At 50.0% G+C, this 25,750-nt stretch carries 27 protein-coding genes and 1 other annotated feature; of the genes, 23 read left to right on the top strand and 4 right to left on the bottom strand.

What is annotated here, in order from left to right; translation table 11 throughout:
* Positions 1-25: 25 nt before the first annotated feature.
* The 12 genes from EVJ22_RS05245 to EVJ22_RS05190 all read left to right on the top strand — a co-directional run bounded on the left by EVJ22_RS05245 (position 26) and on the right by EVJ22_RS05190 (position 10,627).
* Positions 26-292: an IreB family regulatory phosphoprotein gene (locus EVJ22_RS05245; RefSeq protein WP_035386073.1), complete on the top strand. Its 267-nt coding sequence runs from the start codon at positions 26-28 to the stop codon at positions 290-292.
* Position 293: 1 nt separating this feature from the next.
* Positions 294-716, top strand: coding sequence for a Holliday junction resolvase RuvX (ruvX, locus tag EVJ22_RS05240; protein WP_071399476.1), 423 nt, complete (start codon positions 294-296; stop codon positions 714-716).
* A 13-nt stretch (positions 717-729) separates the two neighbouring features.
* A complete protein-coding gene (locus tag EVJ22_RS05235) occupies positions 730-1,026 on the top strand; it encodes a DUF1292 domain-containing protein (RefSeq protein ID WP_024369916.1) in 297 nt (98 codons plus the stop codon).
* 69 nt (positions 1,027-1,095) lie between these two features.
* Entirely contained in the window at positions 1,096-2,235 is a 1,140-nt protein-coding gene (gene mltG, locus EVJ22_RS05230; RefSeq protein WP_084813090.1) for an endolytic transglycosylase MltG, read from the top strand.
* A gap of 66 nt (positions 2,236-2,301) precedes the next feature.
* On the top strand, positions 2,302-2,943 hold the full coding sequence (locus EVJ22_RS05225; protein WP_131443429.1) for an O-methyltransferase: 642 nt from the start codon (positions 2,302-2,304) through the stop codon (positions 2,941-2,943).
* Positions 2,944-2,959: 16 nt separating this feature from the next.
* Positions 2,960-3,598: a uridine kinase gene (gene udk, locus EVJ22_RS05220; protein WP_071399478.1), complete on the top strand. Its 639-nt coding sequence runs from the start codon at positions 2,960-2,962 to the stop codon at positions 3,596-3,598.
* 63 nt (positions 3,599-3,661) lie between these two features.
* Positions 3,662-4,135, top strand: a complete 474-nt coding sequence (gene greA, locus EVJ22_RS05215) for a transcription elongation factor GreA (RefSeq protein ID WP_070327646.1) — start codon at positions 3,662-3,664, stop codon at positions 4,133-4,135.
* Positions 4,136-4,191: 56 nt separating this feature from the next.
* The gene (gene mtnN, locus EVJ22_RS05210) at positions 4,192-4,896 is read left to right on the top strand and encodes a 5'-methylthioadenosine/S-adenosylhomocysteine nucleosidase (protein ID WP_071399479.1); all 705 of its coding nucleotides are present in this window, start codon (positions 4,192-4,194) and stop codon (positions 4,894-4,896) included.
* Positions 4,897-4,972: 76 nt separating this feature from the next.
* The gene (locus EVJ22_RS05205) at positions 4,973-5,932 is read left to right on the top strand and encodes a beta-ketoacyl-ACP synthase III (protein WP_071399480.1); all 960 of its coding nucleotides are present in this window, start codon (positions 4,973-4,975) and stop codon (positions 5,930-5,932) included.
* Entirely contained in the window at positions 5,929-7,161 is a 1,233-nt protein-coding gene (gene fabF, locus EVJ22_RS05200; protein ID WP_071399481.1) for a beta-ketoacyl-ACP synthase II, read from the top strand. Before EVJ22_RS05205 ends, fabF begins: the two co-directional genes overlap by 4 nt.
* A 66-nt stretch (positions 7,162-7,227) precedes the next feature.
* Positions 7,228-8,760 (top strand): peptide ABC transporter substrate-binding protein, encoded by a 1,533-nt coding sequence (locus EVJ22_RS05195; RefSeq protein WP_131443428.1) that lies wholly within the window; start codon positions 7,228-7,230, stop codon positions 8,758-8,760.
* Positions 8,761-8,962: 202 nt separating this feature from the next.
* On the top strand, positions 8,963-10,627 hold the full coding sequence (locus EVJ22_RS05190) for a peptide ABC transporter substrate-binding protein (protein WP_071399483.1): 1,665 nt from the start codon (positions 8,963-8,965) through the stop codon (positions 10,625-10,627).
* 98 nt (positions 10,628-10,725) lie between these two features.
* Here EVJ22_RS05190 and trpS read toward each other — a convergent pair whose 3' ends face one another.
* Together trpS and EVJ22_RS05180 are read right to left on the bottom strand one after the other, a co-directional pair.
* The gene (gene trpS, locus EVJ22_RS05185; RefSeq protein WP_071399484.1) at positions 10,726-11,727 is read right to left on the bottom strand and encodes a tryptophan--tRNA ligase; all 1,002 of its coding nucleotides are present in this window, start codon (positions 11,725-11,727) and stop codon (positions 10,726-10,728) included.
* Between the two features lie 47 nt (positions 11,728-11,774).
* Positions 11,775-11,982, bottom strand: a binding site (T-box leader).
* A 45-nt stretch (positions 11,983-12,027) separates the two neighbouring features.
* Positions 12,028-12,405, bottom strand: a complete 378-nt coding sequence (locus tag EVJ22_RS05180) for a DUF3899 domain-containing protein (RefSeq protein ID WP_071399485.1) — start codon at positions 12,403-12,405, stop codon at positions 12,028-12,030.
* A 272-nt stretch (positions 12,406-12,677) separates the two neighbouring features.
* On the opposite strand from EVJ22_RS05180, the gene EVJ22_RS05175 reads away from it, so the two are divergent.
* The 5 genes from EVJ22_RS05175 to EVJ22_RS05155 all read left to right on the top strand — a co-directional run bounded on the left by EVJ22_RS05175 (position 12,678) and on the right by EVJ22_RS05155 (position 18,595).
* Positions 12,678-14,294, top strand: a complete 1,617-nt coding sequence (locus EVJ22_RS05175) for a peptide ABC transporter substrate-binding protein (RefSeq protein ID WP_071399486.1) — start codon at positions 12,678-12,680, stop codon at positions 14,292-14,294.
* A gap of 302 nt (positions 14,295-14,596) precedes the next feature.
* Positions 14,597-15,523: an oligopeptide ABC transporter permease gene (opp3b, locus tag EVJ22_RS05170; protein ID WP_071399489.1), complete on the top strand. Its 927-nt coding sequence runs from the start codon at positions 14,597-14,599 to the stop codon at positions 15,521-15,523.
* Entirely contained in the window at positions 15,523-16,548 is a 1,026-nt protein-coding gene (gene opp3C, locus EVJ22_RS05165) for an oligopeptide ABC transporter permease (protein WP_071399490.1), read from the top strand. The genes opp3b and opp3C overlap by 1 nt, the downstream gene beginning before the upstream one ends.
* A 23-nt stretch (positions 16,549-16,571) precedes the next feature.
* Entirely contained in the window at positions 16,572-17,645 is a 1,074-nt protein-coding gene (locus tag EVJ22_RS05160; RefSeq protein WP_071399491.1) for an ABC transporter ATP-binding protein, read from the top strand.
* Positions 17,645-18,595, top strand: a complete 951-nt coding sequence (locus EVJ22_RS05155) for an ABC transporter ATP-binding protein (protein ID WP_071399492.1) — start codon at positions 17,645-17,647, stop codon at positions 18,593-18,595. The genes EVJ22_RS05160 and EVJ22_RS05155 overlap by 1 nt, the downstream gene beginning before the upstream one ends.
* Positions 18,596-18,671: 76 nt before the next feature.
* On the opposite strand, the gene EVJ22_RS05150 is transcribed toward EVJ22_RS05155, so the two are convergent.
* A complete protein-coding gene (locus tag EVJ22_RS05150; protein WP_070327633.1) occupies positions 18,672-19,202 on the bottom strand; it encodes an HD domain-containing protein in 531 nt (176 codons plus the stop codon).
* 223 nt (positions 19,203-19,425) lie between these two features.
* On the opposite strand from EVJ22_RS05150, the gene EVJ22_RS15540 reads away from it, so the two are divergent.
* From EVJ22_RS15540 to EVJ22_RS05135, 4 genes are all read left to right on the top strand, one after another.
* Complete coding sequence (locus EVJ22_RS15540; protein WP_167331259.1) at positions 19,426-19,563, top strand: hypothetical protein; 138 nt, start codon at positions 19,426-19,428, stop codon at positions 19,561-19,563.
* 176 nt (positions 19,564-19,739) lie between these two features.
* Positions 19,740-20,138: a transcriptional regulator SpxA gene (gene spxA, locus EVJ22_RS05145; RefSeq protein ID WP_015881217.1), complete on the top strand. Its 399-nt coding sequence runs from the start codon at positions 19,740-19,742 to the stop codon at positions 20,136-20,138.
* A 175-nt stretch (positions 20,139-20,313) separates the two neighbouring features.
* Positions 20,314-20,970, top strand: coding sequence for an adaptor protein MecA (gene mecA, locus EVJ22_RS05140; RefSeq protein ID WP_071399493.1), 657 nt, complete (start codon positions 20,314-20,316; stop codon positions 20,968-20,970).
* Positions 20,971-21,039: 69 nt separating this feature from the next.
* Positions 21,040-22,275, top strand: coding sequence for a DUF2254 domain-containing protein (locus tag EVJ22_RS05135; protein ID WP_071399494.1), 1,236 nt, complete (start codon positions 21,040-21,042; stop codon positions 22,273-22,275).
* 63 nt (positions 22,276-22,338) lie between these two features.
* Here EVJ22_RS05135 and EVJ22_RS05130 read toward each other — a convergent pair whose 3' ends face one another.
* The gene (locus EVJ22_RS05130; RefSeq protein ID WP_131443427.1) at positions 22,339-23,064 is read right to left on the bottom strand and encodes an SDR family NAD(P)-dependent oxidoreductase; all 726 of its coding nucleotides are present in this window, start codon (positions 23,062-23,064) and stop codon (positions 22,339-22,341) included.
* Positions 23,065-23,147: 83 nt separating this feature from the next.
* Here EVJ22_RS05130 and cls point away from each other — a divergent pair, with 83 nt between their 5' ends.
* Positions 23,148-24,659 carry a cardiolipin synthase gene (gene cls, locus EVJ22_RS05125; RefSeq protein WP_070327629.1) on the top strand — a complete coding sequence of 504 codons (1,512 nt, stop codon included), beginning with the start codon at positions 23,148-23,150 and terminating at the stop codon, positions 24,657-24,659.
* A gap of 12 nt (positions 24,660-24,671) precedes the next feature.
* Complete coding sequence (locus EVJ22_RS05120) at positions 24,672-25,733, top strand: competence protein CoiA (RefSeq protein WP_071399496.1); 1,062 nt, start codon at positions 24,672-24,674, stop codon at positions 25,731-25,733.
* The last annotated feature ends 17 nt before the right edge of the window (positions 25,734-25,750 follow it).

Here is a 25,750-nt window from a genome sequence, read left to right as displayed (position 1 = left end):
TGCAAACGGAAAGAGGTGGATTCTTGTGAGCCAAATGGATCGCACGATGCAATTCAATTTTCCAGAAGATGATAATCGAGCCAATACTCGAGAGACACTGATCACTGTGTATCAAGCACTCGAGGAAAAAGGCTACCAACCGATCAATCAAATCGTCGGATACTTGTTGTCAGGTGACCCTGCCTACATTCCGCGTCATAACGATGCGCGAAACTTGATTCGCAAAATTGAGCGGGATGAACTGCTCGAAGAGTTGGTCAAATCGTATTTGAACGATCGGAAAGAGGACTAATATGAAGCGAGTTATGGGGCTTGATGTCGGTTCGAAGACGATTGGGGTCGCAGTGAGCGATCTCATGGGTTGGACGGCGCAAGGTGTGGAGACGGTCTATTGGACGGAACCCGACTTTGAACAGGCTGTTCGTTTGCTTCAACCGATTATCGAGCAGTACGATGTGAAAGAAATCGTCGTTGGTCTTCCGAAGAACATGAACGCAACGATCGGTCCTCGGGGTGAGGCGTCACAGGCGTTTGCCGCCGCCCTCACCGAGGCGACCGGTTTGCCGACGGTTCTCGTCGACGAACGTTTAACGACGATGCAAGCGGAGCGGATGCTCATTTCAGCAGACGTCAGCCGTAAAAAGAGAAAGGCCGTCATCGATAAGATGGCAGCCGTCATGATTTTACAAAATTACCTGGATCGTTCAGGGAAATAAGGAGGAACTACGCATGGCAGAAATCCGTCGTGAAGAAGAAATGTACCGTATTCCAGATGAAAATGGAGACGAGCATTTATTTGCAGAAATTTTCCGTATGACGAGCGACCGTTCGAAAAAGACGTTTGTCGTCCTCGAACCAGTCGGTAACCCGGAAACAGAAGATGAAGATACAATCGAAGTTTACGCGTTTGAAATCGAAGAACTTGAAGATGGTGAGTTCATCTTGAAACTCGTCGAAGATGATGATGACTTTGAAGAAGTGATGGAAGCGTTCGACATCGTCAACGACGAAGTCGGATTAGACTAATAAATGGACGGGCGGCTAGGGTAAACCCTCGTCGCCCATCTTCATACAGAAGAACAGGGGAGAACACGCATGAATCATCCATCGATGTCTGATGAGAAGCGTGCGCGTAGCCGGATCGTTCGACGCATCACGGTTATTATCCTTGCTGTCTTTCTTCTTGTCATCGCCACGGGCGCCGCTGTCTCGTATGCATTCGTAAAGCGGTCACTTGAGCCGGTCGATCCCGCTTCGTCCGAAACGGTCGAAGTTGAGATTCCGCTCGGTGCAGGCTCAGGTTATATTGGCGAACTACTCGAAGAGAATGGACTTGTGAGGAATAGCACGGTTTTCCGTTTATACACACGGTTTAAAAATGAGTCATCGTTCCAAGCGGGGACGTATACGATGTCACCGTCACAGTCACTTGACGAGTTGATCGCCACGCTGAAGACGGGGAAAGTGATTGTCGTACCTGACATCAAACTCGTCATTCCAGAAGGATTCACGATCGATCAAGTCATCGCGCGGCTCGCCAACGTGGCTGAAATTCCGAAAGAAGAGATTTCGGCACAGCTGAGCGATCAGGAATATATCCGTTCACTCGTTGCCGAACACGATATGTTGACCGAAGAAGTGTTAGCAGACGGGATTTACCATCCGCTCGAAGGCTACTTGTTCCCGGCCACGTATGAGTTCGACAAAGGTGTCACGCTCACACAAATCATCGATGAGATGCTGAAGCCGACCGAACAGCTATATCTCGAGTATGCTGATACTGTCGAGGCGTCGGGACGTACGTTCCACGAGACGCTCGCTCTCGCTTCCGTTGTCGAAAAAGAAGCGGTATCGACAGAAGACCGTCAAGAGATTGCCGGCGTGTTTGAGAACCGGCTTGCGGACGGGATGAAGTTGCAGTCCGACCCGACCGTTTGGTACGGAACGGGCGAGACGTCAATTTTCACGTCGTTCAATGATTTGCAAAACGATTCACTGTATAACACATATCGTTACCCAGGGATCCCGATTGGTCCGATTGCCTCGGTCAGTCGTGACGCGTTCGTAGCGACGCTCAACCCGAACGATACAGACAACGTTTATTTCTACGCACGGCCGCCTCGCGAAGGTTTCCCTAGCGGAGAAGTTCTGTTTGAAGTGACATATGAGGCACATCAACAGAACGTCAACAAATATCGCCCTGAATGGGAAGCGTTCGAAGAAGCGAACAACTGATAGATATGCGACCGGAGGCCTTGGCTTCCGGTCGTTTGAATGAATAGAGAGTAAGAGGTGTAAGACGTGGAACATTCATCCTATGAAGGATACGTGGAGGGCTTGATTTTAAACCGGTCACCGCTCTTAGCGGAGATGGAAGAGTTTGCGCGCGTTCATCACGTGCCGATTATGGACTTGACCGGCTCAGAGGTGTTATTATCGTTACTCGCGATGCAACGGCCGCAGCGTATACTTGAAGTCGGGACGGCGATCGGATACAGTGCGATCCGCATGGCTGAGCTGTTGCCTGAGGCCGAAATCGTCACAATCGAACGCAATGCACGTCGTTACGAGGAAGCGCTCGGCTTTATCGGACGGTCGGACGTCTCGGACCGGATCACCATCATTCACGGCGATGCGGTCGAACTGATTGGGTCGATCGAAGGACCGTTTGATGCGGTTTTCATCGATGCAGCCAAAGGCCAATATCAAAAATTCTTTGATGGGTATGGCGCTTTAGTACCAATTGGTGGTACTATTTACAGCGATAATTTGTTTTTGAGAGGAGACGTCCTGCTCGAAGACGTGTCAGTTCTTGACCGTCGGAGACGCCGGCTCATCCGTCTCGTAAAACAGTTTACTGAGCAATTGATGGCACGGACCGATTATCACACCGCGATTTTGCCTCTCGGTGATGGCCTAGCAATCAGTCGTAAATTACGATGAGGAGGATTTAACTTTGATGCAACATAAACCCGTCATTATCGGCGTGGCCGGTGGGACTGGATCTGGAAAGACGACCGTCGCCCGTGCACTCGTGGATGCGTTCAAAGGACAATCGGTCGTCATGATCGAGCAAGATGCCTACTATAAAGACCAGTCAGAAATGACGATGGAAGAGCGATATAAGACGAACTATGACCACCCGTTCGCATTCGACAACGATTTGTTGATCGAACAGATCAAGCAGTTGCAAAATCATCAAGCGATCGAGAAGCCGGTTTACGATTATGCGGCCCATACACGTTCGAACGAGACGATTTTGATCCAACCGGTCGACGTCGTCATCGTCGAAGGGATTTTAGCACTCGAGGACGACCGTCTTCGTGAGTTGATGGATATTAAAGTGTTCGTCGACACAGACGCCGATGTTCGGATTTTACGCCGGATGCAACGCGATCTTAACGAGCGGGGACGCTCGATTGATTCGGTCGTCGCGCAATATACGAACGTCGTCCGTCCGATGCACTTGCAATTTTGCGAACCGACGAAGCGCTACGCGGACATCATCGTCCCTGAAGGCGGCGAGAATTTTGTCGCCATCGATCTTCTCGTGACAAAGATCCGCTGGGTGCTTACGGAACGCAATCGGGCCTACTAAAATAAATCGTTTTCAATTTTGATGTGCTGTAATATACTAGGAGACAATGAAGGAGTGACAGACATGGCTGAAAAGCAACATTACATGACGTTAGAAGGACAAGACAAGATTGAACATGAATTGAATGAACTGAAGACAGTGCGCCGTAAAGAAGTCGTTGAAAGTATTAAGATTGCCCGTGACTTCGGAGACTTGTCTGAGAACGCTGAGTACGATGCAGCGAAAGAAGAGCAGGCTATGGTCGAAGGACGCATCGCACAACTTGAAGAGATGCTTCGTAACGCTGTCATCATCAAAGACGACGGTGCGGACAACTCAATGGTCGCAATCGGGAAAACGGTGACGTTTTTCATTCAAGCAGACAATGAAGACGAAACATATACAATCGTCGGCAGTGCCGAGGCTGACCCGTTCACAGGGAAAATCTCGAACGAATCGCCGATCGCGAAAGCGCTTCTCGGTCGTACTGTCGGAGACGTCGTGAACGTGCAAACACCTGGCGGCGACATGGTCGTCGAAATTAAAGAAATCAAATAATGACTAAAAGAGCGGCATCCAATTGGAGGTCGCTCTCTTTCTGAGGAGGCTATCACATGAAAATCGGAATCATCGGGGCGATGGAAGAAGAAGTGAACTTGCTTCGTAACGAATTGACAGAACGGACGGATACAGAGATTGCGAACTACCACTTCTATGAAGGATATCTTGGCAGCGTCCAGGTCGTCATCTTAAAGTCAGGGATCGGAAAAGTGAACGCGGCCATCGGGACGACGCTCTTGCTCGACAAGTTCAAACCAGACGTCGTCATCAACACCGGTTCTGCCGGGGGCTTCAAGAAAGGGATGAAAGTCGGAGACGTCGTCGTCTCGACGGAAGTCCGCCACCATGATGTCGACGTGACAGCGTTCGGCTATGAGTACGGCCAAGTTCCGGGCATGCCTGCTGCGTATAAAGCGGACGCGCACTTGGTGGACGTCTGTAAGGAAGTCATTGAGAGCTTGCACGATGTGAACGTCCATACCGGGCTGATCGTCACAGGGGACTCGTTCATCAACGATTCGAAACGGGTCGCGGAAATTTTAGGACACTTTGATGGTGTCGCAGCCGTTGAAATGGAAGCGGCCCCGATCGCCCAGACGTGCCACCAGTTCGGAGTGCCGTTCGTCGTCACACGTTCAATCTCAGACAGCGCCGACGAAGAGGCGAATTTGTCGTTCGATGAATTTTTAGAGACGGCATCGATCAACTCGGCGAAAATGGTCATGGCGGTCACGAAACGACTCGGACAAAGTGAATAATTCGAGAGGGATGCGTTGACATCCCTTTTTCATTCCCTTATATTAGTACCAGATACTAAGAATAGGGGTTATAGCTATGAACATTGGAATCATCGGCATCGGTTCATTCCTTCCGGATAACCGGGTCACGAACGTCGATTTGGAAAAACGTATGGATACGAGCGACGAATGGATTCGGACCCGAACCGGGATCGAGGCGCGTCATTTGGCCGATGCGGACATGTCGGTAGCGGACATGGCGACTCGGGCCGCTGAACGGGCGCTTGCGAGCGCGGGTGTTTCGATCGAGGACATCGACGCGATCGTCTGCGCGACGGCGACGGCACCATCATTCCCAGCGACGGCTTGTCTCGTCCAAGCGAACTTAGGCGCGAAACGCGCCGTCGCATTTGACGTCAGCGCCGCCTGCAGCGGCTTCATCTTCGCGATGGATACGGCGAAGAGCTTGATGCAGTCGAAAGGTTTTAAACGTACACTCGTCATCGGGGCCGAAAAGATGGGCAATTTGATTGATTGGGACGACCGCTCGACCGCCGTCTTGTTCGGTGATGGCGCAGGTGCTGTCGTATTAGGGGAAGATGACGTCGCGTCAATCGATTCGATCGTTCTTGGGAGCGATGGTACGGGTGGGAAGTTCTTATATGAGAATGCAGATGGTAAAATCGTCATGAACGGGCGCGAAGTGTTCAAGTTCGCGGTCCGAAAAATGCCGGACATCGTGTTAGAGGCGCTTCATCAAGCCGGTAAAGACATTGCCGACATGGACGTCTTAGTCCCGCATCAAGCGAACCGCCGCATCATTGACGCGGCGATTGAGCGGTTAGGGCTCGCTGAAGACAAAGTAGTCGTCACGATTCAAGACCATGCGAACACATCGGCCGCCTCGATTCCGCTCGCGCTTGCTGAAGCGGTTAAAATCGGGAAGGTCACGGCCGGACAAACGGTCGTCATTGCCGGCTTTGGTGCCGGGCTCACTTGGGGAGCGAGCTGTCTCACATGGAATAACGCTAAAATCACGGAGGAGATTTGTTCATGAAACGAGTAGTCATTACAGGGTTAGGTGTCGTATCACCGTTAGGCAATGATGTCACAGAAATGTGGGGTCGGCTATTGAACGGGGACAATGCGGTCGATACGTTGACGAAGATTGATATTAGCCAGTACCCGGCAAAAGTCGGCGCTGAAGTCAAAGAATGGAATATCGAGCATTTGGTTGAGCCAAAAGAAGCTCGGAAGATGGACTCGTTCATCCAATACTCAATTTTAGCAGCGGACGCCGCACATCGGGATAGCGGTCTAGATGTGACTGCGATGGCGGACAAAGTCGGGACGTGGATCGGGAGCGGAATCGGCGGCGTCGAGACGATCGATAAACAAGCGAGCATCTTGCATGAACGCGGACCGCGCCGAATCAGCCCGTTCTTCATTCCGATGATGATCCCGAACATGGCGAGCGGCCAAGTCTCGATCTACCTCGGGGCGAAAGGACCGAGCAACTGCTCGGTGACGGCTTGTGCGTCGGGCACGAACTCGATCGGCGAAGCGTTCCGCGTCATTCAACGCGGCGATGCGCTCGCGATGTTCGCAGGCGGGGCCGAAGCACCAATCACACCGTTGTCGTTTTCAGGGTTCTGTGCCAATAAGGCGCTATCGACGAACCCAGATCCGGCGACGGCATGCCGTCCGTTCGATGCAAATCGTGACGGGTTCATCATGGGTGAAGGGGCGGGAGTCCTCGTTCTCGAAGAATATGAGCACGCGAAAGCACGCGGTGCCAAAATGTATGCCGAAGTCGTCGGATACGGGATGAGTTCGGACGCCTACCATATCACGGCACCGTCACCTGAAGCGGAAGGCGGGTCGAAAGCGATGAGTGAAGCGATGCGTGACGCCGGAATCGCACCGGAAGACGTCCAGTACATTAACGCCCACGGGACGAGCACACCACTTAACGATATGCTCGAAACGAAAGCGATCCGCAACGTGTTCGGGGAACATGCTGATCAGCTCGCCGTCAACTCGTCGAAATCGATGATCGGGCACTTGCTTGGTGCTGCGGGCGGCGTCGAAGCGGTCATCACGGCGTTGTCGATTCATGAGGGACAGATTCATCCGACGATCAACTGTGACGAACCGGCAGAAAACTGTGACCTTGATTATGTTCGAGAAGGAAAGCGGGAACTTGATATTCAGTACGCACTGAGCAATTCACTCGGCTTCGGGGGACATAATGCGACACTTGCATTCGCGAAAGTGACAGACTGATTGTAGAAAAACAGGTCAAAAACGGGTAGGGTATAAGGGTTGGTCTAACAGAAGGGAGAATGCCGAATGAAACGATTTATCATCGGTGCCGCCTTGTTGGGTTCAGTCCTTATACTTTTTTTAATCATTTGGAACGGACAACGCGAGCAGGCACGTGAACTAGTACCGCAAGAAGAACAAGTCGTGACGATCCACGGAGAGACGTTACCGGAGCAGCCGAACACGTTACTCGCCATCGACCCGAGTTCCCAGACGATATTGTCTCATGTCTATGAGGGATTGTATCGCTTCGGGGCGGACGGTGAAATTGAACCGGGTCTCGTCGAGAACTTGACCCGATCAGAGGACGGTGCGACGTACACGTTCTCGCTAAAACCGAGTCAGACTTTGGGCGGCAAGGCGGTAACCGCCGAGACGTTCGTCGACCATTTCAGAAAACTCGCGGACGACGATACGAACTCACCGTTTAGTTTCTTACTTGAAGATGTTAAAAATGGAAAAGCGATCAGTCTCGGAACAGCCGAGCCGGAGACGCTCGGTATCAAAGCGGTCGATGCGCAGACACTCGAATTGACGCTCGAACGACCGATGGAAGGGTTCGAGGAGATTTTGGCAATGCCGGCGTTTCTTCCACAAACAGCCATCGGGGCTTGGCAAGAACTCGATGCGAACGGACCGTTTCAAATTGAATCAATCGATGCGGCCCAAGTGACGCTGACGAAAAACGAATCTTACCACGACGCAAGCAATGTCACGCTCGAGCGGATCATCATGTGGGCGGACGAAGCGCTCGGGACGGAAGCGACAGGCATTCACCCGCTTCCTTATGGGACGGAAGAAAGCGTGATCGATTCACTTGAAAGTGAAATCGTCGACGTACCTCGGAGCGGTGTCTTCTATTTGAAATCGAACGTCGATGAATATCCGTTCGATGATCCTGACTTCCGCCGGGCGCTCGCGATTGCGCTCGATCGAGAGGCGTTCACCGATGCACTCGCCCGCGCCGAACAAACGACGGACCGGTTGCTCGTCACAGACGGCAGTGCGCAAGACGTCTCGTTTGAAGAAGATGCGTCTTCGTTGTTCGAGTCGGTCAAAGAACGCTACGAAGAAGAAACGATTGACATCGAATTACTCAGCTTTGTCGATGAAGAAGCGAGACAAATTGCAGAGACGATTGAAACCGAACTCGAAAAACTTCCGGGGCTGTCTGTTTCCATCACGGAACTGCCTCTCGGTGACAAAGTTAGGAAAGAAGTTGCAGGTGATTATGCGTTGTCGCTGTCTGGTTGGCAACCGGATTATCCGGCGCTCAGTGCTTATTTGACTCAATTCGAAACAGGAAATTATTTGAATTCGAGTGGTTATAAAGACCAGACGTTCGATCGGTTGATGGAGGAGGCACGCTCGACTGAGGTACTCGAGGCGCGGAACGAAGCGTATCGTCAAGCAGAAAAACGCTTGTTGGAAGAGGCGGTCGTTATTCCAATCTACCAAGCTGGAAGAGCTTACGCGGTTGATTCAACCTATGCAGAAATTGGATTTCCGGTCATCGGTCCTTCGTACGTCCTAACTTTTTCAAAAGTTTATAAAAAATGAGCTAAAAGCCCGTCTCTCTAGGCGGGCTTTTAGCCTATGATAAAAATTTTTTAGAAAAATCAAAATAAATACTTTGCAAAATTATCAGAATATTGTATTATTGCATCAACGGGATTGTGGTAGCAAATTTTGTAAAGTTAACTTTCAGAATTTTCTACCATCGTTCATTTCGTTAAACCGAAAAAATCAGGGGGTCATCGTAATGAATAAGAAAAAAGGTTTTGCGTTAGCAACGTCGGTAACGCTTCTATCTAGTGCGTTCCTAGCAGCTTGCTCGGGTGGGGAAGAAGAAACAACGACAACAAACGGAGATGGAGGTTCAGAAGGCAGTGCAGATGAAGCGCAAGTCCTCAACTTGCTCGACAGTGCAGACATTCCTTCACTTAACCCAACTCTCGCGACTGACGCGGTATCGTTCAACGTCTTGAACAACGTTAACGAAGGTCTCTACCGTATGGACGAAGAAGACAACCCGACACCAGGGATGGCTGAGTCACACGAAGTATCTGAAGACGGTAAAACGTACACGTTCAAAATCCGTGAAGGCGCAACATGGTCTAACGGTGAGCCTGTAACGGCAAACGACTTCGAATACGCTTGGAAAGAAGTTCTTAATCCGGACAACGGATCACAATATGCTTACGTATTTTCAATCATCGAAGGCGCTGAAGCTTACAACACTGGCGAAGGCGAGCGTGACGCGGTCGGCGTTACAGCAACTGACGATCAGACACTTGAAGTTAAATTGACAGCACCAGCTGAATACTTCCTTGGTCTCACAAGCTTCGGCGTATTTATGCCTAAACTTGAAGCGTTCGACGCGGAACAAGGCGAGAACTTCGGTACGTCTGCAGAGACGACGCTCTACAACGGACCGTTCAAACTCGAAAGCTGGGAGCGCGAGCAAGGCTGGAAAATGGTCAAAAACGACGACTATTGGGATGCTGAAGCCGTCAAACTCGACGAAATCGACGTTAAAGTCGTTAAAGAAGTTTCAACAGGCGTCAACTTATACGAAAACGGCGACGTTGACCGCACTGGTTTAACTTCTGAACTCGTTGCTCAATACCAAGACAGCGAAGAATTCTCGACTGTCGTTGAACCGACACTCTTCTACCTTCAGTTCAACACTGAAGTTGAAGCGTTCGATAACCAAAACATTCGTAACGCGATCGACAAAGCGTACGATAAAGCAGCAATCTCTGAAACGCTTCTCGCGAACGGTTCAGTACCTGCGAACTACCTCGTGCCGAAAGACTTCGTAACAGGCCCAGACGGTGCAGACTTCCGTGACGCTAACGGCGACATCGGTGGTTACAACGTTGAAGAAGCACAAAAACTTTGGGAAGCAGGACTTGAAGAGCTCGGGACAGATTCTGTCGAAATCGAACTCCTCAACTACGACTCAGAGTCTGCGAAGCAAATCGGTGAGTTCATCAAAGGTGAACTTGAGAAGAACCTTCCAGGCATGACGCTTACAATCAAGCAACAACCGTTCAACAACAAACTCGACCTCGAGAACAAAGGTGACTTTGAGCTTACATTCGCAGGCTGGGGACCTGACTACCAGGATCCAATGACGTTTGTTGACCTCTTCGTAACTGACGGACCATACAACCGTGGTAAGTGGTCGAACGAAGAATTCGATGCACTCATCGAATCTGCGAAAGCGAACACAGATGCTGAAGCACGTTGGAAAGAGCTTCAAGATGCAGAGAAAATCGTTCTTGAAGAGAACGCGATCTCGCCAGTTTACCAACGCGGATCAGCTCGTCTCACGAAGCCGTACGTTAAAGGAATCGTTGAACACGGATTCGGCGCTGACTACTCGTACAAGTGGGCATTCATCGAAGGCAAAGAGCAATAAGCAACATTCACCAGAAAGAGACAGGGACGCCTGTTTCTTTCTTTTTTTGTGTTCTTCCATAAAGAAGCCGCCCAACGCATGTGTTGGGCGGCTCTGGCTTATTTTTTCACTTTGGCACGTTTCCGGCTCAAGCCCATCGCTTTCTCGATCTTGGCGAGGTTTTTGTTCGCGACCGCTTCGGCTTTCTCACGTCCCGAGTCAAGGATCGCATCAAGCTCTGACGAGTCGACGAGTTCGTGATAGCGCGCTTGAATCGGTTCGAGCATAGCGACGACCGCTTCGGCGACGTCTTGCTTGAACGTTCCGTAGTTCGAGTCTGCGTATTGGGTCACGAGATCTGCTATCGAAGTACCCGTCGATAACGAGTAAATCTCGAGCAAGTTCGAGATGCCCGGCTTATTCTCCCGGTCGAAGCTGATGACGCCGCTAGAGTCCGTGACGGCGCTCTTGATTTTTTTATGGATGACGCTCGGTTCGTCGAGCATCGAGATGAAGCCTTTAATGTTCGCGTCCGACTTCGACATCTTCTTCTCGGGATTCGTCAAACTCATGATCCGAGCCCCTTCTTTTTGAATGAGCGGCTCAGGAATCTTGAACGTCTCATAATAGCGTTTGTTGAACCGTTCGGCCAAATCGCGCGTCAGTTCGATATGTTGTTTTTGATCGTCACCGACCGGCACGAGCTCTGTCCCATAAAGTAGAATGTCCGCCGCCATGAGTGTCGGATAGATGAACAGCCCGGCCCCGACGTTATCGCTGCCTTGCGATTTATCTTTGTACTGCGTCATCCGACCGAGTTCGCCCATCCCGGCGATACACGTCAACATCCATCCGAGCTGTGCGTGCGCTTTTACTTCTGACTGGACGAAGATCGTTGCCTTCTCAGGGTCAAGTCCGCAGGCGAGATAGAGTGCCGCCAGCTTGCGGGTGTTATCCATCAGCTCGACGCGGTCGAGTTGGACCGTGATCGAGTGAAGATCGACGATACAATAGTACGCGTCATGTTCTTCTTGAAGATCGACGAATTGTTTCATCGCCCCTAAGTAGTTACCGAGCGTCACGACGCCGGTCGGTTTAATACCTGAAAATATCGTTGCCATGCCTACACCTCCATAAAATATAAAAAACCGCAGTTCTCCGCCCGAAAAATCGGGACGAATAACCGCGGTGCCACCCAAATTTGCATGAAATCATGCCACTTGATCGCGTTAACGGGCGTAACCGTCTCACCGTACTCAAGTTCAGGTGAGCCACTCTGAAGTCCATTCGCTTGAACGCTCTCCGTCTACTCGCAGCAACGTAGACTCTCTGGGGGAAAGGGAGTTCGAGGTACTTGTCTTCTTCCTTGTGTTTCCTATGTTCTGCATTTAGTTTAGCATATTGCTGGAAAAACAAAAAGGTCAAACGAGAGTGATGACGTAGGACAGGATCACACTGGCAATCCCGACATATACCCAACGCCAAGCCGATTGTTTACGGGCGGAACGTTCTTCTTTCATCTCGTCGTCGTCTTTTTCGTCTTCTTCATAATCGGAATCGATTTCCTTTAGTTTGGCGCGGCGATTTCGTTTAAACCCGTACATGATCCCGTCGAACAATCCTGAAGCGCTCATCTGTGAGAACATCCCGAACGCGAAGACGATCATGCCGGCGACGAACAAGCCGCCGCTCAAATGAAACGCGAACGATTCCGCACGGTAGTACGACACATACGACCAAACCGTATAGGCAATTGTGACAATTCCCCAAACGATTAATATACTTCTAAAATTTTTCAATGTGACAAACTCCTTTCAACGTGACGACGTCAATTTGTCACGTTTGCTTATGGTTCTATGATACGCGTAGTCCCGCTATTATGGCGAGAAGGAAGTTTTTCAAATGACAGCGGTTTATTCCGTAGTTGACAGTTTGATTAAAAATTTTTTACAATAGCCCTAACGTTCTTTCGTCGGATACTTTATGTAATATTCAGAAAATTAAAGAAAAAGAGTAAGATGTTAGTCCGACGGAATGCTAAGCTTCACGAGATTAGAAAGGGGACATCGCAATGAAGAAAAAATCGATTTTGCTAATGATGACACTCATCTTGGCACTCGGTACAGTGCTCGCCGCTTGTTCGACTGGCGGAGACTCTGACGGCGGTTCGTCTTCGAACGGAGAGAAAGTACTTCGTTTGACGGACACGTCTGACATTACTACAGCCGACCCGGCGCTCGCAACGGACGCAGTCGCGTTCAACTTGATCGCCAACACAATGGAAGGTCTTTACCGTCTTGACCAAGAAGGGCAAGCCGTTCCAGCCATCGCCGAAGGAGAGCCGGAATTGAACGAAGACGAAACTGTCTACACGTTCACGCTTCGTGACGCCGAATGGTCTAACGGTGAGCCGGTTACAGCGAATGACTTCGTTTACGCTTGGCAACGTGCCGTGGACCCAGAAACTGGTTCACAATATGCGTATATCATGAACACGGTAAAAAATGCCGAAGCAATCAACACGGGTGAGCTTCCTAAAGAAGAACTCGGTGTGAAAGCAATCGATGAGAAAACGCTAGAAGTTACACTCGAGCGTCCGGACCCATCGTTCGTCTCACTCACATCGTTCGGTACGTTCACACCGATTAATGAAGCGTTTGCAACTGAGCAAGGAGCGGACTTCGCAACAAACACAGAGAACCTTCTCTACAACGGTCCGTTCACATGGTCAGAGTGGGATCGTGAACAAGGTTATGTCTTGACGAAAAACGATACGTACTGGGATGCCGAAAACGTCGCCCTCAACAAAGTCGACGTTCGCGTCGTCAAAGATACGTCAACGGTCGTCAACTTGTATGAAGCAGGCGATGTTGATTACGCAGGCCTCGCGTCTGAGCAAGTCGCTGCTTTCCAAGAAGACGAAGACTACAACACAGGACTTCGTTCAACAGTCGGTTACTTCAAGTTCAACCATGAAGATGAAGTATTCGCTGATGTGAACGCACGTAAAGCAATCGCTCGTGCTGTTGACCCGGCCGGTATCATCGACCAACTGTTGAACAACGGTTCAATCGCAACGACTTCGTTCGTCCCGAAAGAATTCATCAAGTATGAAGACGGAACGGATTACACAGAAGGCGTCCAACACTTCGAGACGAATGCTGACGAAGCAGCAACACTTTGGGAAGAAGCAACTGGTGGCGAAGCGATCACAATCGAATTGCTTTCATTCGACAGTGAAGTTTCAAAACAAATCTCAGAGTACATGAAAGGCCAAATCGAGTCGAACTTGCCGAACGTAACGGTCAACATCTCGCAACAACCGTTCAACAACAAGCTCGAACGCGAAGCGAACGGGGACTACCAGATGTCATTCGCCCTTTGGGGACCTGACTATCAAGACCCGCTCACTAACCTTGGCATCTTCACGTCAGACAACGGTCAAAACGACATCAAGTACAAGTCAGCAGCATACGACAAGTTGATCGATGAAGCTTCGGCTGAAACAGAGATCGATGCTCGTTACGATAAATTCAAAGAAGCAGAAACGCTCTTGATTGAACAAGACCAAGCGATCATGCCGATCTACCAGGCCGGTGTCGCTTACTTGATCCGTCCGAACATCGAGAACTTCAACCGTCAACTTTTCGGTGCTGATTACCAGTACAAATACGTTGATATCAACTAAATAGGAGAGGGGACATGCGTAAGCATGTCCCCACTTTTCTAAAAAAAAAATCGAATTGAGAGAAAATACTATTCAAATGTTTTGTTGGTAAAGTATAATGGAGTAACAGTGAAAATTCAGAATACTTCAGAAACTGAGGGTTTTTTGATTTTCATATGCTGTGCTAAGAGCCTTGAGATGACGTTTGACCTATTCTTTCAGAAAATTCCTTTCATTTTGTGAATTCAAGAAAAGGGAAATATGTCATAGTGACGCTGTTGGTGCAAGCATAGACACAATTAGAAAAATAGGGGGTTTTTATTATGGGACGTTATATTCTTCAGCGGCTGGTTTACGGCCTCATCACGTTCTTCTTGATTGCGACGTTCACATTTTTCCTGATGGACCTGCTTCCAGGTTCGCCGTATCAGAACCAGGAAAAATTAACGGACACGCAAATTCAGATCTTGAACGATCGTTACGGACTCAATGATCCGCTTCCAGTTCGTTACGCGACTTACTTAGGTAACCTTGTCCAAGGCGACCTCGGCGTATCGTTCCGTACGGCCAACCGGCCAGTGACGGAGTTGATCATGGAACGAATCGGACCATCGGCCCAGTTAGGTATTCAGGCACTAGTGCTTGGTACGTTAGCCGGACTATTGCTCGGGATCGTTGCAGCGATTCGCCATAACACGTACATCGATTATGGTTCAATGTTCGTGTCGGTAATCGGGATCTCTGTCCCGTCGTTCGTCTTTGCGGCCCTCCTTCAATACTACGTTGGAGTAAAATGGGGCGTATTGCCTGTCGCGTTCTGGGACTCGCCGGCACATACAATCCTTCCGACCATCTCGTTGTCGCTAGGGGTCACCGCATCGATCGCCCGTTTCGTACGGACCGAGATGCTAGAAGTGACCGGGCAAGACTATGTCACGCTCGCGAAAGCGAAAGGATTAACCGGGAATGCAATCGTGTGGAAACATATGGTGCGTAACGCGATGATTCCGGCGATCACAATCCTTGGACCGATGACTGCTGCGCTACTCACAGGTACGTTCGTTATCGAGAAAATCTTTGCTGTTCCGGGACTTGGTGAATTGTTCGTAACGTCGATTACGTTGAACGACTATTCGGTCATCATGGGCACGACGCTCTTCTTCTCGGCTCTGTTCATTGTAATTATTTTACTTGTTGACTTGCTCTACGGAGTCGTTGACCCACGTATTCGTCTTGGGGGGGATAACTGATGATTGAAAATAAAAAAGATTTCGAGCAGTTCGACCAAGACATGTTCCAACGTGTCGAGATGAACGAACAGCTCGGTGAACGAATTGCCGGAAAAAGTTTGAACTTTTGGCAAGATGCATGGCTTCGTCTCAAGAAAAACAAAGCGGCCATCGTCTCGCTGTCTATTATTTTGATTCTCGTATTGCTCGCGTTGTTCGGTCCGATGCTTTCAGGCCGTGACGCTTATGAACAAAATATCTCGCAAGCTAAACTACCGCCTAAAGTCACAGGACTTGAGTGGGCCGGATTTGACGGCATGGCCAACCTAGGTGGGCGTGACATCAACTTCTATGAACAGAAAAACGTCGAAGAGAATTTCTGGTTCGGAACCGATTACCTTGGCCGTGATCTTTGGTCGCGTGTTTGGGAAGGGACTCGGATCTCGCTCTTCATCGGTTTGATGGCCGCAATCATCGATACGGTCATCGGTGTCGCATACGGCGGCGTCTCGGCTTACTTCGGTGGCCGCATTGACAACATCATGCAACGGATCGTCGAAATTTTGACTGGTGTTCCTAACTTGATCTTGATCATCTTGTTCATCTTGATCTTTGACCCAGGGGTCTTCACCATTATCTTGGCGATGGCCATCACCGGCTGGATCGGGATGAGTCGACTCGTCCGCGGTCAGATTTTGAAACTGAAAAACCAAGAGTTTGTGTTGGCTGCCCGTACGCTCGGTGCCTCAAGTAACCGTTTGATTTTCAAACACTTGATCCCGAACACGCTCGGTGCGATCATTATCACACTCATGTTCACGATTCCATCTGCCATCTTCTTCGAGGCGTTCCTCAGCTTCATCGGGATCGGACTTCAACCGCCACAAGCGTCACTTGGTACGTTGATCAACGACGGATACAAAGAGCTACGGACGTTCCCGTACTTGCTCGTCATCCCGTCAATCATCATCGTTTTGCTCATGGTCAGCTTCAACTTGCTCGCCGATGGCTTGCGTGATGCGTTCGACCCGAAAATGCGTAAATAATTTAAACAGAGGGGGACTCGTGCATGGAAACGATTTTATCTGTCCGAGACTTAGCGGTCTCGTTCCATACGTATGCCGGAACGGTACAAGCCGTCCGCAACGTATCGTTTGATTTGAAAAAAGGCGAGACGCTCGCAATCGTTGGTGAATCGGGTTCTGGTAAATCCGTCACATCGAAAGCGATCATGCGTCTCATTCCGAACCCGCCAGGTGAGATTACGAACGGAGAAATTTTGTTCGAAGGAAAAGACTTGGCGAAGTTGTCAGAAAAAGAAATGTTGAAAATACGGGGACGTGACATCGCGATGATCTTCCAAGATCCGATGACGTCACTCAACCCGACGATGACAATCTTCAAACAGATTGCCGAAGGATTGAAGCAACACCAAGGATTGACGGGGGAAGATGCGAAGAAGCGTACGCTCGAATTGCTCACGCTCGTCGGGATCCCGAACCCAGAGGCACGTCTTAAGCAATATCCGCACCAACTTTCAGGTGGTATGCGTCAACGGATCGTCATCGCGATCGCGCTCGCATGTAACCCAAAAGTATTGATTGCCGATGAGCCGACGACAGCACTTGATGTAACGATCCAAGCTCAAATTTTAGAATTGTTGAAAGACATTCAGCAAAAAACGGGTACGGCTATCATCTTCATCACACACGACCTTGGTGTCGTCGCGAACATGGCTGACCGTGTCGCCGTCATGTACGCCGGTAAAATCGTCGAAAGAGGAACGGTCGATGAGATCTTCTATGAGCCGCGTCACCCGTACGCTTGGGGACTGCTCGGGTCGATGCCGCGTCCGACCGACGATCCGAACGAAGCGCTCCCGGCCATTCCGGGCACACCGCCTAACTTGCTTGACCCGCCGAAAGGCGACGCGTTCGCACCGCGTAATCCGTATGCGATGAAGATTGATTTTGAAAAAGAACCGCCGATGTTCCAAATTAGTGATACACACTATGCAGCGAGCTGGCTCTTGCACCCACAAGCACCGCAAGTGACGCCGCCGAGAGCGATTCGTGAGCTCGCGCTCAAGTATCGTCCTGACAGCGCGTTCGCGAAATCGATTTTGAAAGGTGGTGCTGAATAATGGAACGTGAGAAATTACTAGAAGTACGAGACCTGAAGCAGCACTTTAACATTGGCCGAGGCCGCGTCGTCAAAGCGGTCGACGGCATCTCGTTCGATATTTACAAAGGTGAAGTGCTCGGCCTCGTTGGAGAGTCGGGTTGTGGTAAATCGACGACAGGCCGTACGATCATCGGCCTTTACGATGCAACCGATGGTGATGTTCTTTTCAAAGGTGAGAACGTCCACGGGAAAAAGAATAAGGCTGAAAAGTTGAAATTCAACCGGGCTATGCAGATGATCTTCCAAGATCCGTATGCATCGCTCAACCCGCGTATGACAGTCGCTGACATCATCGCTGAAGGCATCGATATCCACAGCCTTGCCAAGACGAATGAAGACCGGATGAACCGTGTGTACGACCTTCTCGAGACAGTCGGTCTCACGAAAGAGCACGCGAGCCGTTACCCGCATGAATTCTCAGGCGGACAGCGTCAGCGGATCGGGATTGCCCGAGCGCTCGCTGTTGAACCGGAATTCATCATCGCCGATGAGCCGATCTCAGCACTCGACGTGTCGATCCAAGCTCAAGTCGTCAACTTGATGAAAGAGTTGCAACGTGATCGTGATCTCACGTACTTGTTCATCGCCCACGATTTGTCGATGGTCAAGTATATCTCGGACCGGATCGGCGTTATGTATCAAGGCCACCTCGTCGAGCTTGCGCCGGCAGAGCGCCTGTACGAGAACCCGATTCACGCTTATACGAAATCGCTCTTGTCTGCGATCCCGCTTCCGGATCCAGAACACGAACGGACACGTAAACGGATCGTCTATGAGTCTGGCTCACTTGGTGCTGTCGGACGGTCGGATGAAGATTCGAGTATCCCTGCGCTTCGCGAAGTCGAACCAGGTCACTATGTTTCGCTCACAGACGCAGAATATGAGGCGTATAAAGCTCAGCTCGTCTAATATGAAAAGCCCCGAATCCAATTGGATTCGGGGCTTTTTTGCTCAAACGAAAACACCGTGGGAGACCCGGACGGTGTTAGGCGTTTGAGATGCGCGGCAAGTTCGAGAGCCGCTCGACGACGGCATCGATCAAACGGACGCGAGCGAGCGCGTCTTCAATCTCCATCGTCTCGTAATGGTGGAGGCCGCCCGGCTGTTCGACGAACGTATCGGCATCATGGACGAGTTGTTGAAGCGGGGTCCGTTGGATGCGGTTAGGCGGAAGGTAAGAATCCGTATGAAGCAAGATCATGACGGAAATTTCCTTGGCCCGAGCCGGATCTTCTCCGAGCCGGATCAACAGTTTATGTGCGCGTTCCGCGCCTTTGATGGCGTGGATATCGTTTTGGCGATACAAGTCGTAGTTCCACTTACCCTCGGTGTACCATTCGTAATGACCGATGTCGTGGAGCAGTGCAGCCTTCGTTGCTAGATCGGTGTCGAGCCCTCGTCGTGTCGCCAATTCGAGAGCGCGTTCACAAACGTCAACGGCATGTTTTAATCCAGATCGTGTCAAGTATTTCTGGGTGACGTGATGCTGCATGATCGTTTCTAACGTGATTCTCATTCGTGCTCTCCTCCTTGGTGATTTCAAAGATTATTTCTATTAACTATACGGGAATGGATAAGTAAATGCAAATTTGGAACGTGTGAAATCATGATTTTTTACGAGATTGTTCAACATTTTTCAATAGGATGTGCTATAATTCAACTATAGATTAGTGCAACTTTAAGATTTTTAGATACAGTAATGGTTGGTTTTTTCCTTTCGTCCATGGGGGTGAGAGACCATGAAAGAGCGTGACAAAGTACTGCAACAAAAAAAGAAACTGTTAAAAGAAGTGCTCAAGAAGAAATTGAAAGACTTGCAAGTGAAGCCAGGGAAGGAAACGGTGTCACAACCGGTTTCTCGGATTCCAGCTTCGTAGAACGGTCGATCAAGGTCGCATTCTTCTGAATGCGTCCTCTTTTCTTACCCGGATGAGAAAGAATATCATTGAAGTTTCAATAAATAAGAATTATTATAATTACGTGAACGAGATTTTGGGTATACAAGAAGAGTCACTAAAAAAATGGACGAACATTTGATCAGGGAGGAACGAAAATGGTCACACTTTATACGTCTCCGAGCTGTACATCGTGCCGAAAAGCACGGGCTTGGCTCGAAGAGCATGATATCCCATTTACAGAACGAAACATATTCTCAGAACCACTCTCACTCAATGAGATTAAACAGATTTTACGCATGACAGAAGACGGCACAGATGAGATCATCTCGACCCGCTCAAAAGTTTTCTCGAAAATCGATGTATCGGTCGACGCACTTTCGCTTCAGCAGTTGTACGATTTGATTCAAGAATATCCGGGCCTCCTTCGCCGTCCGATTTTGATTGATGAAAAACGCCTTCAAGTCGGATATAACGAAGATGAGATTCGTCGATTCTTGCCTCGCAAAGTTCGTACGTTCCAACTTCAAGAAGCGCAACGACTCGTCAACGAGTGAGGAAGCATACTGTCTAAGCAGTGTGCTTTTTATTATCTCGTTTTTCCGATAAAATAGTGGTACACACCCCATCATCAATAGATTGACAGGTCAAAAAAAGGGTACTATGATAACAAGACAATTTCCCCTCTCCTCCTTAAGAAGTAGGAGTGAGGTCAGAAGGGAGTGGACAATCGTGAAAATTGAGCGCATCAATGACAATACCGTCAAGTTTTTCATCACTTATGTCGATATCGAGAAACGCGGATTCGCCCGGGATGAAATTTGGTACAACCGAGAACGTGGTGAGCAGCTGTTCTGGCAGATGATGGACGAAGCGCACGAACGGGAAGATATCTCGTTCGATGGTCCACTATGGATACAAGTACAAGCGTTTGAAAAAGGACTTGAAGTGACCGTCACGATCGCGAAAAATGTGATCGACACAGAAGACGACGCAGAACTCGGGTCGCTCTTGCGCAACGCAATCGACGAAGCGCGTGATCAACAGTCTGTTCTCGACCAGTTGAGTGAACTCGATGAAGTCGAAGCTGAACCGGAGGCGTGGGCTCCGTTAGCTATGGATACGGATGACTTTGAGGCGATTATCGCTCTGAGCAAACGGGCCGGTGATACGCTGAGTAACGTCACCCTCAAGTTATTCCATTATGAAAACCGTTACTACTTGTGGATCGACTTCCCGGACGAGATGGAGCCGGAAGAAGAAGAGAACGTCCTCAGTCTTTTAGCCGAATATTTGTCGTTCAGTACGCAAACCCTCGCTATGCTCGAGGAGTACGGTAAACCGATTCTCGACGGCGACGTGTTCTCGAAAGTACGTCACTATTTCTAAACTCGAATCGCCTGTTCAAGCGGACAGGCGATTTTTTTACTAATCTATACATATTGAAGAGGTGACTTGATGCTCAAGCGTTTACAATTGACGTTGTCAGACAGTACGTGGTTCGTCCCGTTTTTGTATGGGACAGGTGGTATCGTATTAACGTTTCTGACGCAGTATTTCGGTAGCTTTTTCCGCGAACTGTTGCCAGAAATCATTTATTTGGATCAGGATTCAGCCGCTTCCGTCCTTTCGTCGTCGTTCACGAGTCTCATGACGATGATGACGTTCAGTTTTTCGACGATTTTAGTCGTGCTGACGACGTATTCATCTCAATTCTCGCCCCGTACGATCAATAACTTTTTAACAAACTCGGCTTCGAAACATACGCTCGGTATTTTCATCATGACGACCGTGTACGGGATCACGAATTTATTTCTCATTCGGACTTCGGAAGAGGACGCCGTCCTCGCCTCAGGTGTCAGCGTCGTATTAGTCGTCAGTTCGATCTGGGCGTTCGTCAAGTTCATTCAGACGATCAGCGTCTCGATTCAAGCTGAACGCCTGTTATCGTCCTTACATCGAGAGGCACTGTCCGTCATTGTCAAACAGAAACAAGCGGTCGAGGACGGGAAGGTGAGCATCGTGCTGAAGCGATCGGTCCATACGTTCGAAGCAGGGCAAGCGGTGTACGCCTCACGGACCGGCTATGTTCAACTGTTCTCGAGCGAGAAACAAGAAGATCATGACATCAGTTTCGAATCGGTCGTCGCGGTCGGCGACTTTGTGGCGGAAGGAGATATTCTCGGATATTGGCTAGGGGATGACGCTCTCGACAAAGATGTTTTTCAAATCGGCGAGATCCGTTCATCGATTCAAGACCCGGCCTTCGTCATCGAAAAATTGAGTGAGATCGCCCTTAAAGGAGTGTCACCGGGAATTAACGACCCGAACACGGCGATTCATGCGATTCACTATATCGGGGACATCTTACGGGAATTAAGTGAACTTCCGGAAGGGGATTTCGTCTTCTCAAACGGCAAGAGTGATTGGCACATCAAACGGAAAGCGATGGAAGCGACGTTGTTCGAGGCGCTCGCGCCGATCAAGACGTACGCGAGCCATGACATTTTCGTGATGGCGTCGATTTTCGAGGCGATCCGAATCGGACGCCTGCGCGCTCATCCAACGCATCATGACACGTTTGAAGAGTTCGTCGATTACATTGAAGACGTGCTCAACTGGGACGACTTGCATCCGCGCGAAAAGGCGTTCTTGACGACCCAGATGATGCAAGCGAGGAAGATCAAGGCATAATATACATCTGTTCGCACAAAAGCGAAAGGGGCCGTCTAATTCGTAGACGACCCCTTTTCGCGTTCAAGACAGGCTGTAGCCACCGTCGATGGTGATGGCTTGGCCGTTAATATAGCTCGATGCATCACTCAATAAAAACGTGACGACCGGTGCGACTTCTTCCGGTGAAGCGGCATTCCCGCGGAAATGATGGCTCATCGCGTCTTTGAATTTCGCCTCGCCGCCGTACAGCTTATGGCTGAGCGGCGTATCGACCGGTCCGAAACAGACGGCGTTGAAACGAATCTTTCCTTTCATCCGATGGGCGAACGTCTTCGTCAGCGCGATGACGGCCGCTTTCGAAGCGGCGTATGGACCGAGCATCGGCGGGAACTTGACGTGTCCGACGATCGCTGCATTGTTGACCACGCTTGAACCAGTCGCGAGGAGCGGAATCGCGCGTTGAATGAGGCGGTTTGTCGCCAACACGTTTAGTTCGAATACTTCCTCAAAAGCAGAGGCCGGCAACCGTTCAGGCGTACCGGGACGACCGAACGTCGCGGCGTTGTTGAATACTCCGTGCAGGACGACTTGATCGGCTACGAGGCGATCCATGAGCGCCTCGACCTCGTCAGCTTGAGATAAATCACATTTCAGGAACGTGATCGTGTTATCCGATTCGAGTTCGAGTGTCGCACCTCTCGTCTCATCACGTCCGACGCCTAAGACGTCGTGTCCTTCTTCCGTTAACCGTAAGGCGACCGCACGACCGATGCCACTCGTCGCCCCCGTCACTAGAAAAGTCCCCATATTTTCTCCACTCCCCTCAAAAAGATATCGTTCCGATGTATAATTAATGATAATACATGACAGAAACGGGGTCAGCTTATAATATGTTGCGACGCATACAAGTACTATTATCCCTTCTTTTGCTCGCAGGGCTCATTGCCGTATTATCTTATTACTGGAGCTCGCAAGTGATTGGGCTGTTCACGATCCTCGTCTTTCTGACGACGTTTAGCATCTTGCTCGTCATCTTGCTCGAGAACCGTAATCCGCAACGAACGCTCATCTGGGCAATCGTCATGCTCGGATTTCCGGTCGTCGGTTTATTCGCATACTTCGTCTTCGGTCAAAACTATCGGCGGAGACGCATGTTCAATGAGAAGGCGATGTTGGATGAAGAAACGTATCTCGCTTATCGGCAAAAAGCGATGACACTCTCGCCATCGCTCATGTTTCCGCACGATGATTATGAGAAGTTGCTCCACTTAACGTCTTCATTGAATCAATTACCCGTCTCGTCGAACACGTATACACAAATCCTCACGAACGGAAAAGAAAAGTTTTCGAAACTATTGCCAGCCTTGAACGGGGCGACGCGTCACATTCACCTCGAGTACTACATTTTCCGGGAAGATCGTATTTCTCGGGAAATTCAACGTATTTTGATTGAAAAAGCGCGGTCAGGGGTCGAGGTCCGGTTTTTGTACGATGCGGTCGGATCGATCCATACGAGCAGTTCTTTTTTCGAAGAGATGCGACAAGCTGGTGTCCACGTCCAGGCGTTCTTTCCCGTCGTCTTACCGCTCGTCTCGAGCAAGACGAACTACCGGAACCACCGGAAAATCGTCGTCATCGACGGGACCGAAGCGTTCACAGGCGGTTTGAACGTCGGGGACGAGTATTTAGGGGAGCATACGAAGTTCGGATTTTGGCGTGACACGCATCTCTACGTCAGAGGGGAAGGGGTATCGGAACTGCAGCTGATCTTCCTGCAAGACTGGTACTATATGACGGGTGAGCGCTTGTTCACGCCGTTCTACCTAGAGCCGCTCGAGACGGTACGTAGCGCGAGCGGCGGTGTCCAAATCGTCGCCAGCGGACCGGACGAGCCGTACGAGACGATGAAGTCGATTTATTTCGCACTTATCAACGCCGCCAAAAAATCGGTGTACATCTCGTCACCGTACTTGATTCCTGACGAGGATATTATGAGTGCGTTGAAGACAGCTTCTTTGTCGGGGATCGATGTCCGCATCGTCTTACCGAGCTTCCCGGACCATAAAATCGTCTTCTATGCGAGCCGATCTTATTATGAGGAGTTGCTCAGCTCTGGCGTCAAGATTTATTTGTACGAGGAAGGATTCATGCACTCGAAAGTCATCGTCATCGATGACGGCCTGGCGACGATCGGGACGGCAAACATGGACTTCCGCAGTTTTCATCTCAATTTTGAAGTGAACGCACTGCTGTACAACACGAACTCGGTTCATCAGCTCAAGCAAGACATCTACAAAGATTTTGAAGGGTCTCACGAGTTGGAATTGGGCGCGTTCGCAGAACGATCTTATTTCATCAAACTCGTTGAATCTTTGGCACGAATGTTTTCACCATTATTATGAGGGGGAAGCGGGATGCGGTTCGCAATCGATCAGACAGGGGAGTACGTCGATGCCCATACGTTGAGTCGGAGGCAAATCGAACCGGCTGCCCCTTTTTCATGTCCACAGTGCGGAGAACGGGTCATTGTCAAACGAGGAGCGAAACGACGGCTCCATTTTTCTCACGTTCAAACGTGTGGGAGCGGAGAGTCGGCTGGTCACCGAACCGATAAATGGGGCGTCAGACAATGGCTGCAGGCGGGCGGATATGATGTCGAGCAAGAAGTGGATCTGAACGGGAGACGGGCTGACTTGGTCGCGACAAAAGCGGGGTCGTCATTCGTCGTCGAAATACAGGCCTCACCGCTAGCAATCGATTCTTACGTAGAACGGACGAGACACTATGAGCGAAACGGTCTTGCCGTCATCTGGATCGCGAGCGGATTACGCCTTGAACCGGTGCCGTCCTTCTCACCGTGGATGAGGTACGAGATCGCACGGCGGCGCACGCTGATCGTTCCGGTCAAGAACGCGTTGTACCGGTTCGTCGGGTGTCCAATCTCGCTCAGACGGGCACAAGGTGCGTGGGTGCCAGCGACATCTTTTGACGTCTCGCCGTTTGAGCCGTTTTATCGGTTTGATGCGCACCGATGGATTCAACTCGTGCGGCGTAAGCGCATGACGCCGCCTTATCCGACGCCGCTCTACAGACGGCTGATCTTGAATCGTCTCTATCCGCTCGGCATGTTACCGTCACTTTTGCCGACGGTCTGTTATTTGCCGCTCCCGGCGCTGTGGGGTGTTCATGTTCATCCGTTCGAATTTCAAACGGTCTTGTATTTAAATCGATGGGAAGCGCCCAAGGATTCGCTCGCTTTTAGCATCGAGAAGACATGCCGTCAGTTCAACGCGACCCCGACAAGCGACTTTGTTTCTTCGTTTCAGTTACAATGGAGACAACTCTTGAACGTATTCGGCTTGTCAGAAAACGTCATCGACTGGCAAGTCCCAGTCACGCTCGAAGCAGCACTTCGTGACGATATTCGTTTGTTTCAAGGGTTTCAGCGATTCATGGCGAAATCGTATATAAACTGAGAAAAGGAAGTGGACAT

This window comes from Exiguobacterium sp. SH0S7 (assembly GCF_004337195.1).
In the GTDB taxonomy this organism is placed as follows: domain Bacteria; phylum Bacillota; class Bacilli; order Exiguobacteriales; family Exiguobacteriaceae; genus Exiguobacterium; species Exiguobacterium aurantiacum_A.
The sequence above is the reverse complement of the archived record's forward strand: the minus strand, read 5'-3'. Positions and strand labels throughout refer to the sequence as shown.

Bases quoted from the DNA above. Each gene is read 5' to 3' on its own strand.
- ruvX (WP_071399476.1), top strand. From the start codon at position 294: ATGAAGCGAGTTATGGGGCTTGATGTCGGTTCGAAGACGATTGGGGTC.
- EVJ22_RS05235 (WP_024369916.1), top strand. From the start codon at position 730: ATGGCAGAAATCCGTCGTGAAGAAGAAATGTACCGTATTCCAGATGAA.
- mltG (WP_084813090.1), top strand. From the start codon at position 1,096: ATGAATCATCCATCGATGTCTGATGAGAAGCGTGCGCGTAGCCGGATC.
- udk (WP_071399478.1), top strand. From the start codon at position 2,960: ATGCAACATAAACCCGTCATTATCGGCGTGGCCGGTGGGACTGGATCT.
- greA (WP_070327646.1), top strand. From the start codon at position 3,662: ATGGCTGAAAAGCAACATTACATGACGTTAGAAGGACAAGACAAGATT.
- mtnN (WP_071399479.1), top strand. From the start codon at position 4,192: ATGAAAATCGGAATCATCGGGGCGATGGAAGAAGAAGTGAACTTGCTT.
- EVJ22_RS05205 (WP_071399480.1), top strand. From the start codon at position 4,973: ATGAACATTGGAATCATCGGCATCGGTTCATTCCTTCCGGATAACCGG.
- fabF (WP_071399481.1), top strand. From the start codon at position 5,929: ATGAAACGAGTAGTCATTACAGGGTTAGGTGTCGTATCACCGTTAGGC.
- EVJ22_RS05195 (WP_131443428.1), top strand. From the start codon at position 7,228: ATGAAACGATTTATCATCGGTGCCGCCTTGTTGGGTTCAGTCCTTATA.
- EVJ22_RS05190 (WP_071399483.1), top strand. From the start codon at position 8,963: ATGAATAAGAAAAAAGGTTTTGCGTTAGCAACGTCGGTAACGCTTCTA.
- trpS (WP_071399484.1), bottom strand. From the start codon at position 11,727: ATGGCAACGATATTTTCAGGTATTAAACCGACCGGCGTCGTGACGCTC.
- EVJ22_RS05175 (WP_071399486.1), top strand. From the start codon at position 12,678: ATGAAGAAAAAATCGATTTTGCTAATGATGACACTCATCTTGGCACTC.
- opp3b (WP_071399489.1), top strand. From the start codon at position 14,597: ATGGGACGTTATATTCTTCAGCGGCTGGTTTACGGCCTCATCACGTTC.
- opp3C (WP_071399490.1), top strand. From the start codon at position 15,523: ATGATTGAAAATAAAAAAGATTTCGAGCAGTTCGACCAAGACATGTTC.
- EVJ22_RS05160 (WP_071399491.1), top strand. From the start codon at position 16,572: ATGGAAACGATTTTATCTGTCCGAGACTTAGCGGTCTCGTTCCATACG.
- EVJ22_RS05155 (WP_071399492.1), top strand. From the start codon at position 17,645: ATGGAACGTGAGAAATTACTAGAAGTACGAGACCTGAAGCAGCACTTT.
- EVJ22_RS05150 (WP_070327633.1), bottom strand. From the start codon at position 19,202: ATGAGAATCACGTTAGAAACGATCATGCAGCATCACGTCACCCAGAAA.
- EVJ22_RS15540 (WP_167331259.1), top strand. From the start codon at position 19,426: ATGAAAGAGCGTGACAAAGTACTGCAACAAAAAAAGAAACTGTTAAAA.
- spxA (WP_015881217.1), top strand. From the start codon at position 19,740: ATGGTCACACTTTATACGTCTCCGAGCTGTACATCGTGCCGAAAAGCA.
- EVJ22_RS05135 (WP_071399494.1), top strand. From the start codon at position 21,040: ATGCTCAAGCGTTTACAATTGACGTTGTCAGACAGTACGTGGTTCGTC.
- EVJ22_RS05130 (WP_131443427.1), bottom strand. From the start codon at position 23,064: ATGGGGACTTTTCTAGTGACGGGGGCGACGAGTGGCATCGGTCGTGCG.
- cls (WP_070327629.1), top strand. From the start codon at position 23,148: ATGTTGCGACGCATACAAGTACTATTATCCCTTCTTTTGCTCGCAGGG.
- EVJ22_RS05120 (WP_071399496.1), top strand. From the start codon at position 24,672: ATGCGGTTCGCAATCGATCAGACAGGGGAGTACGTCGATGCCCATACG.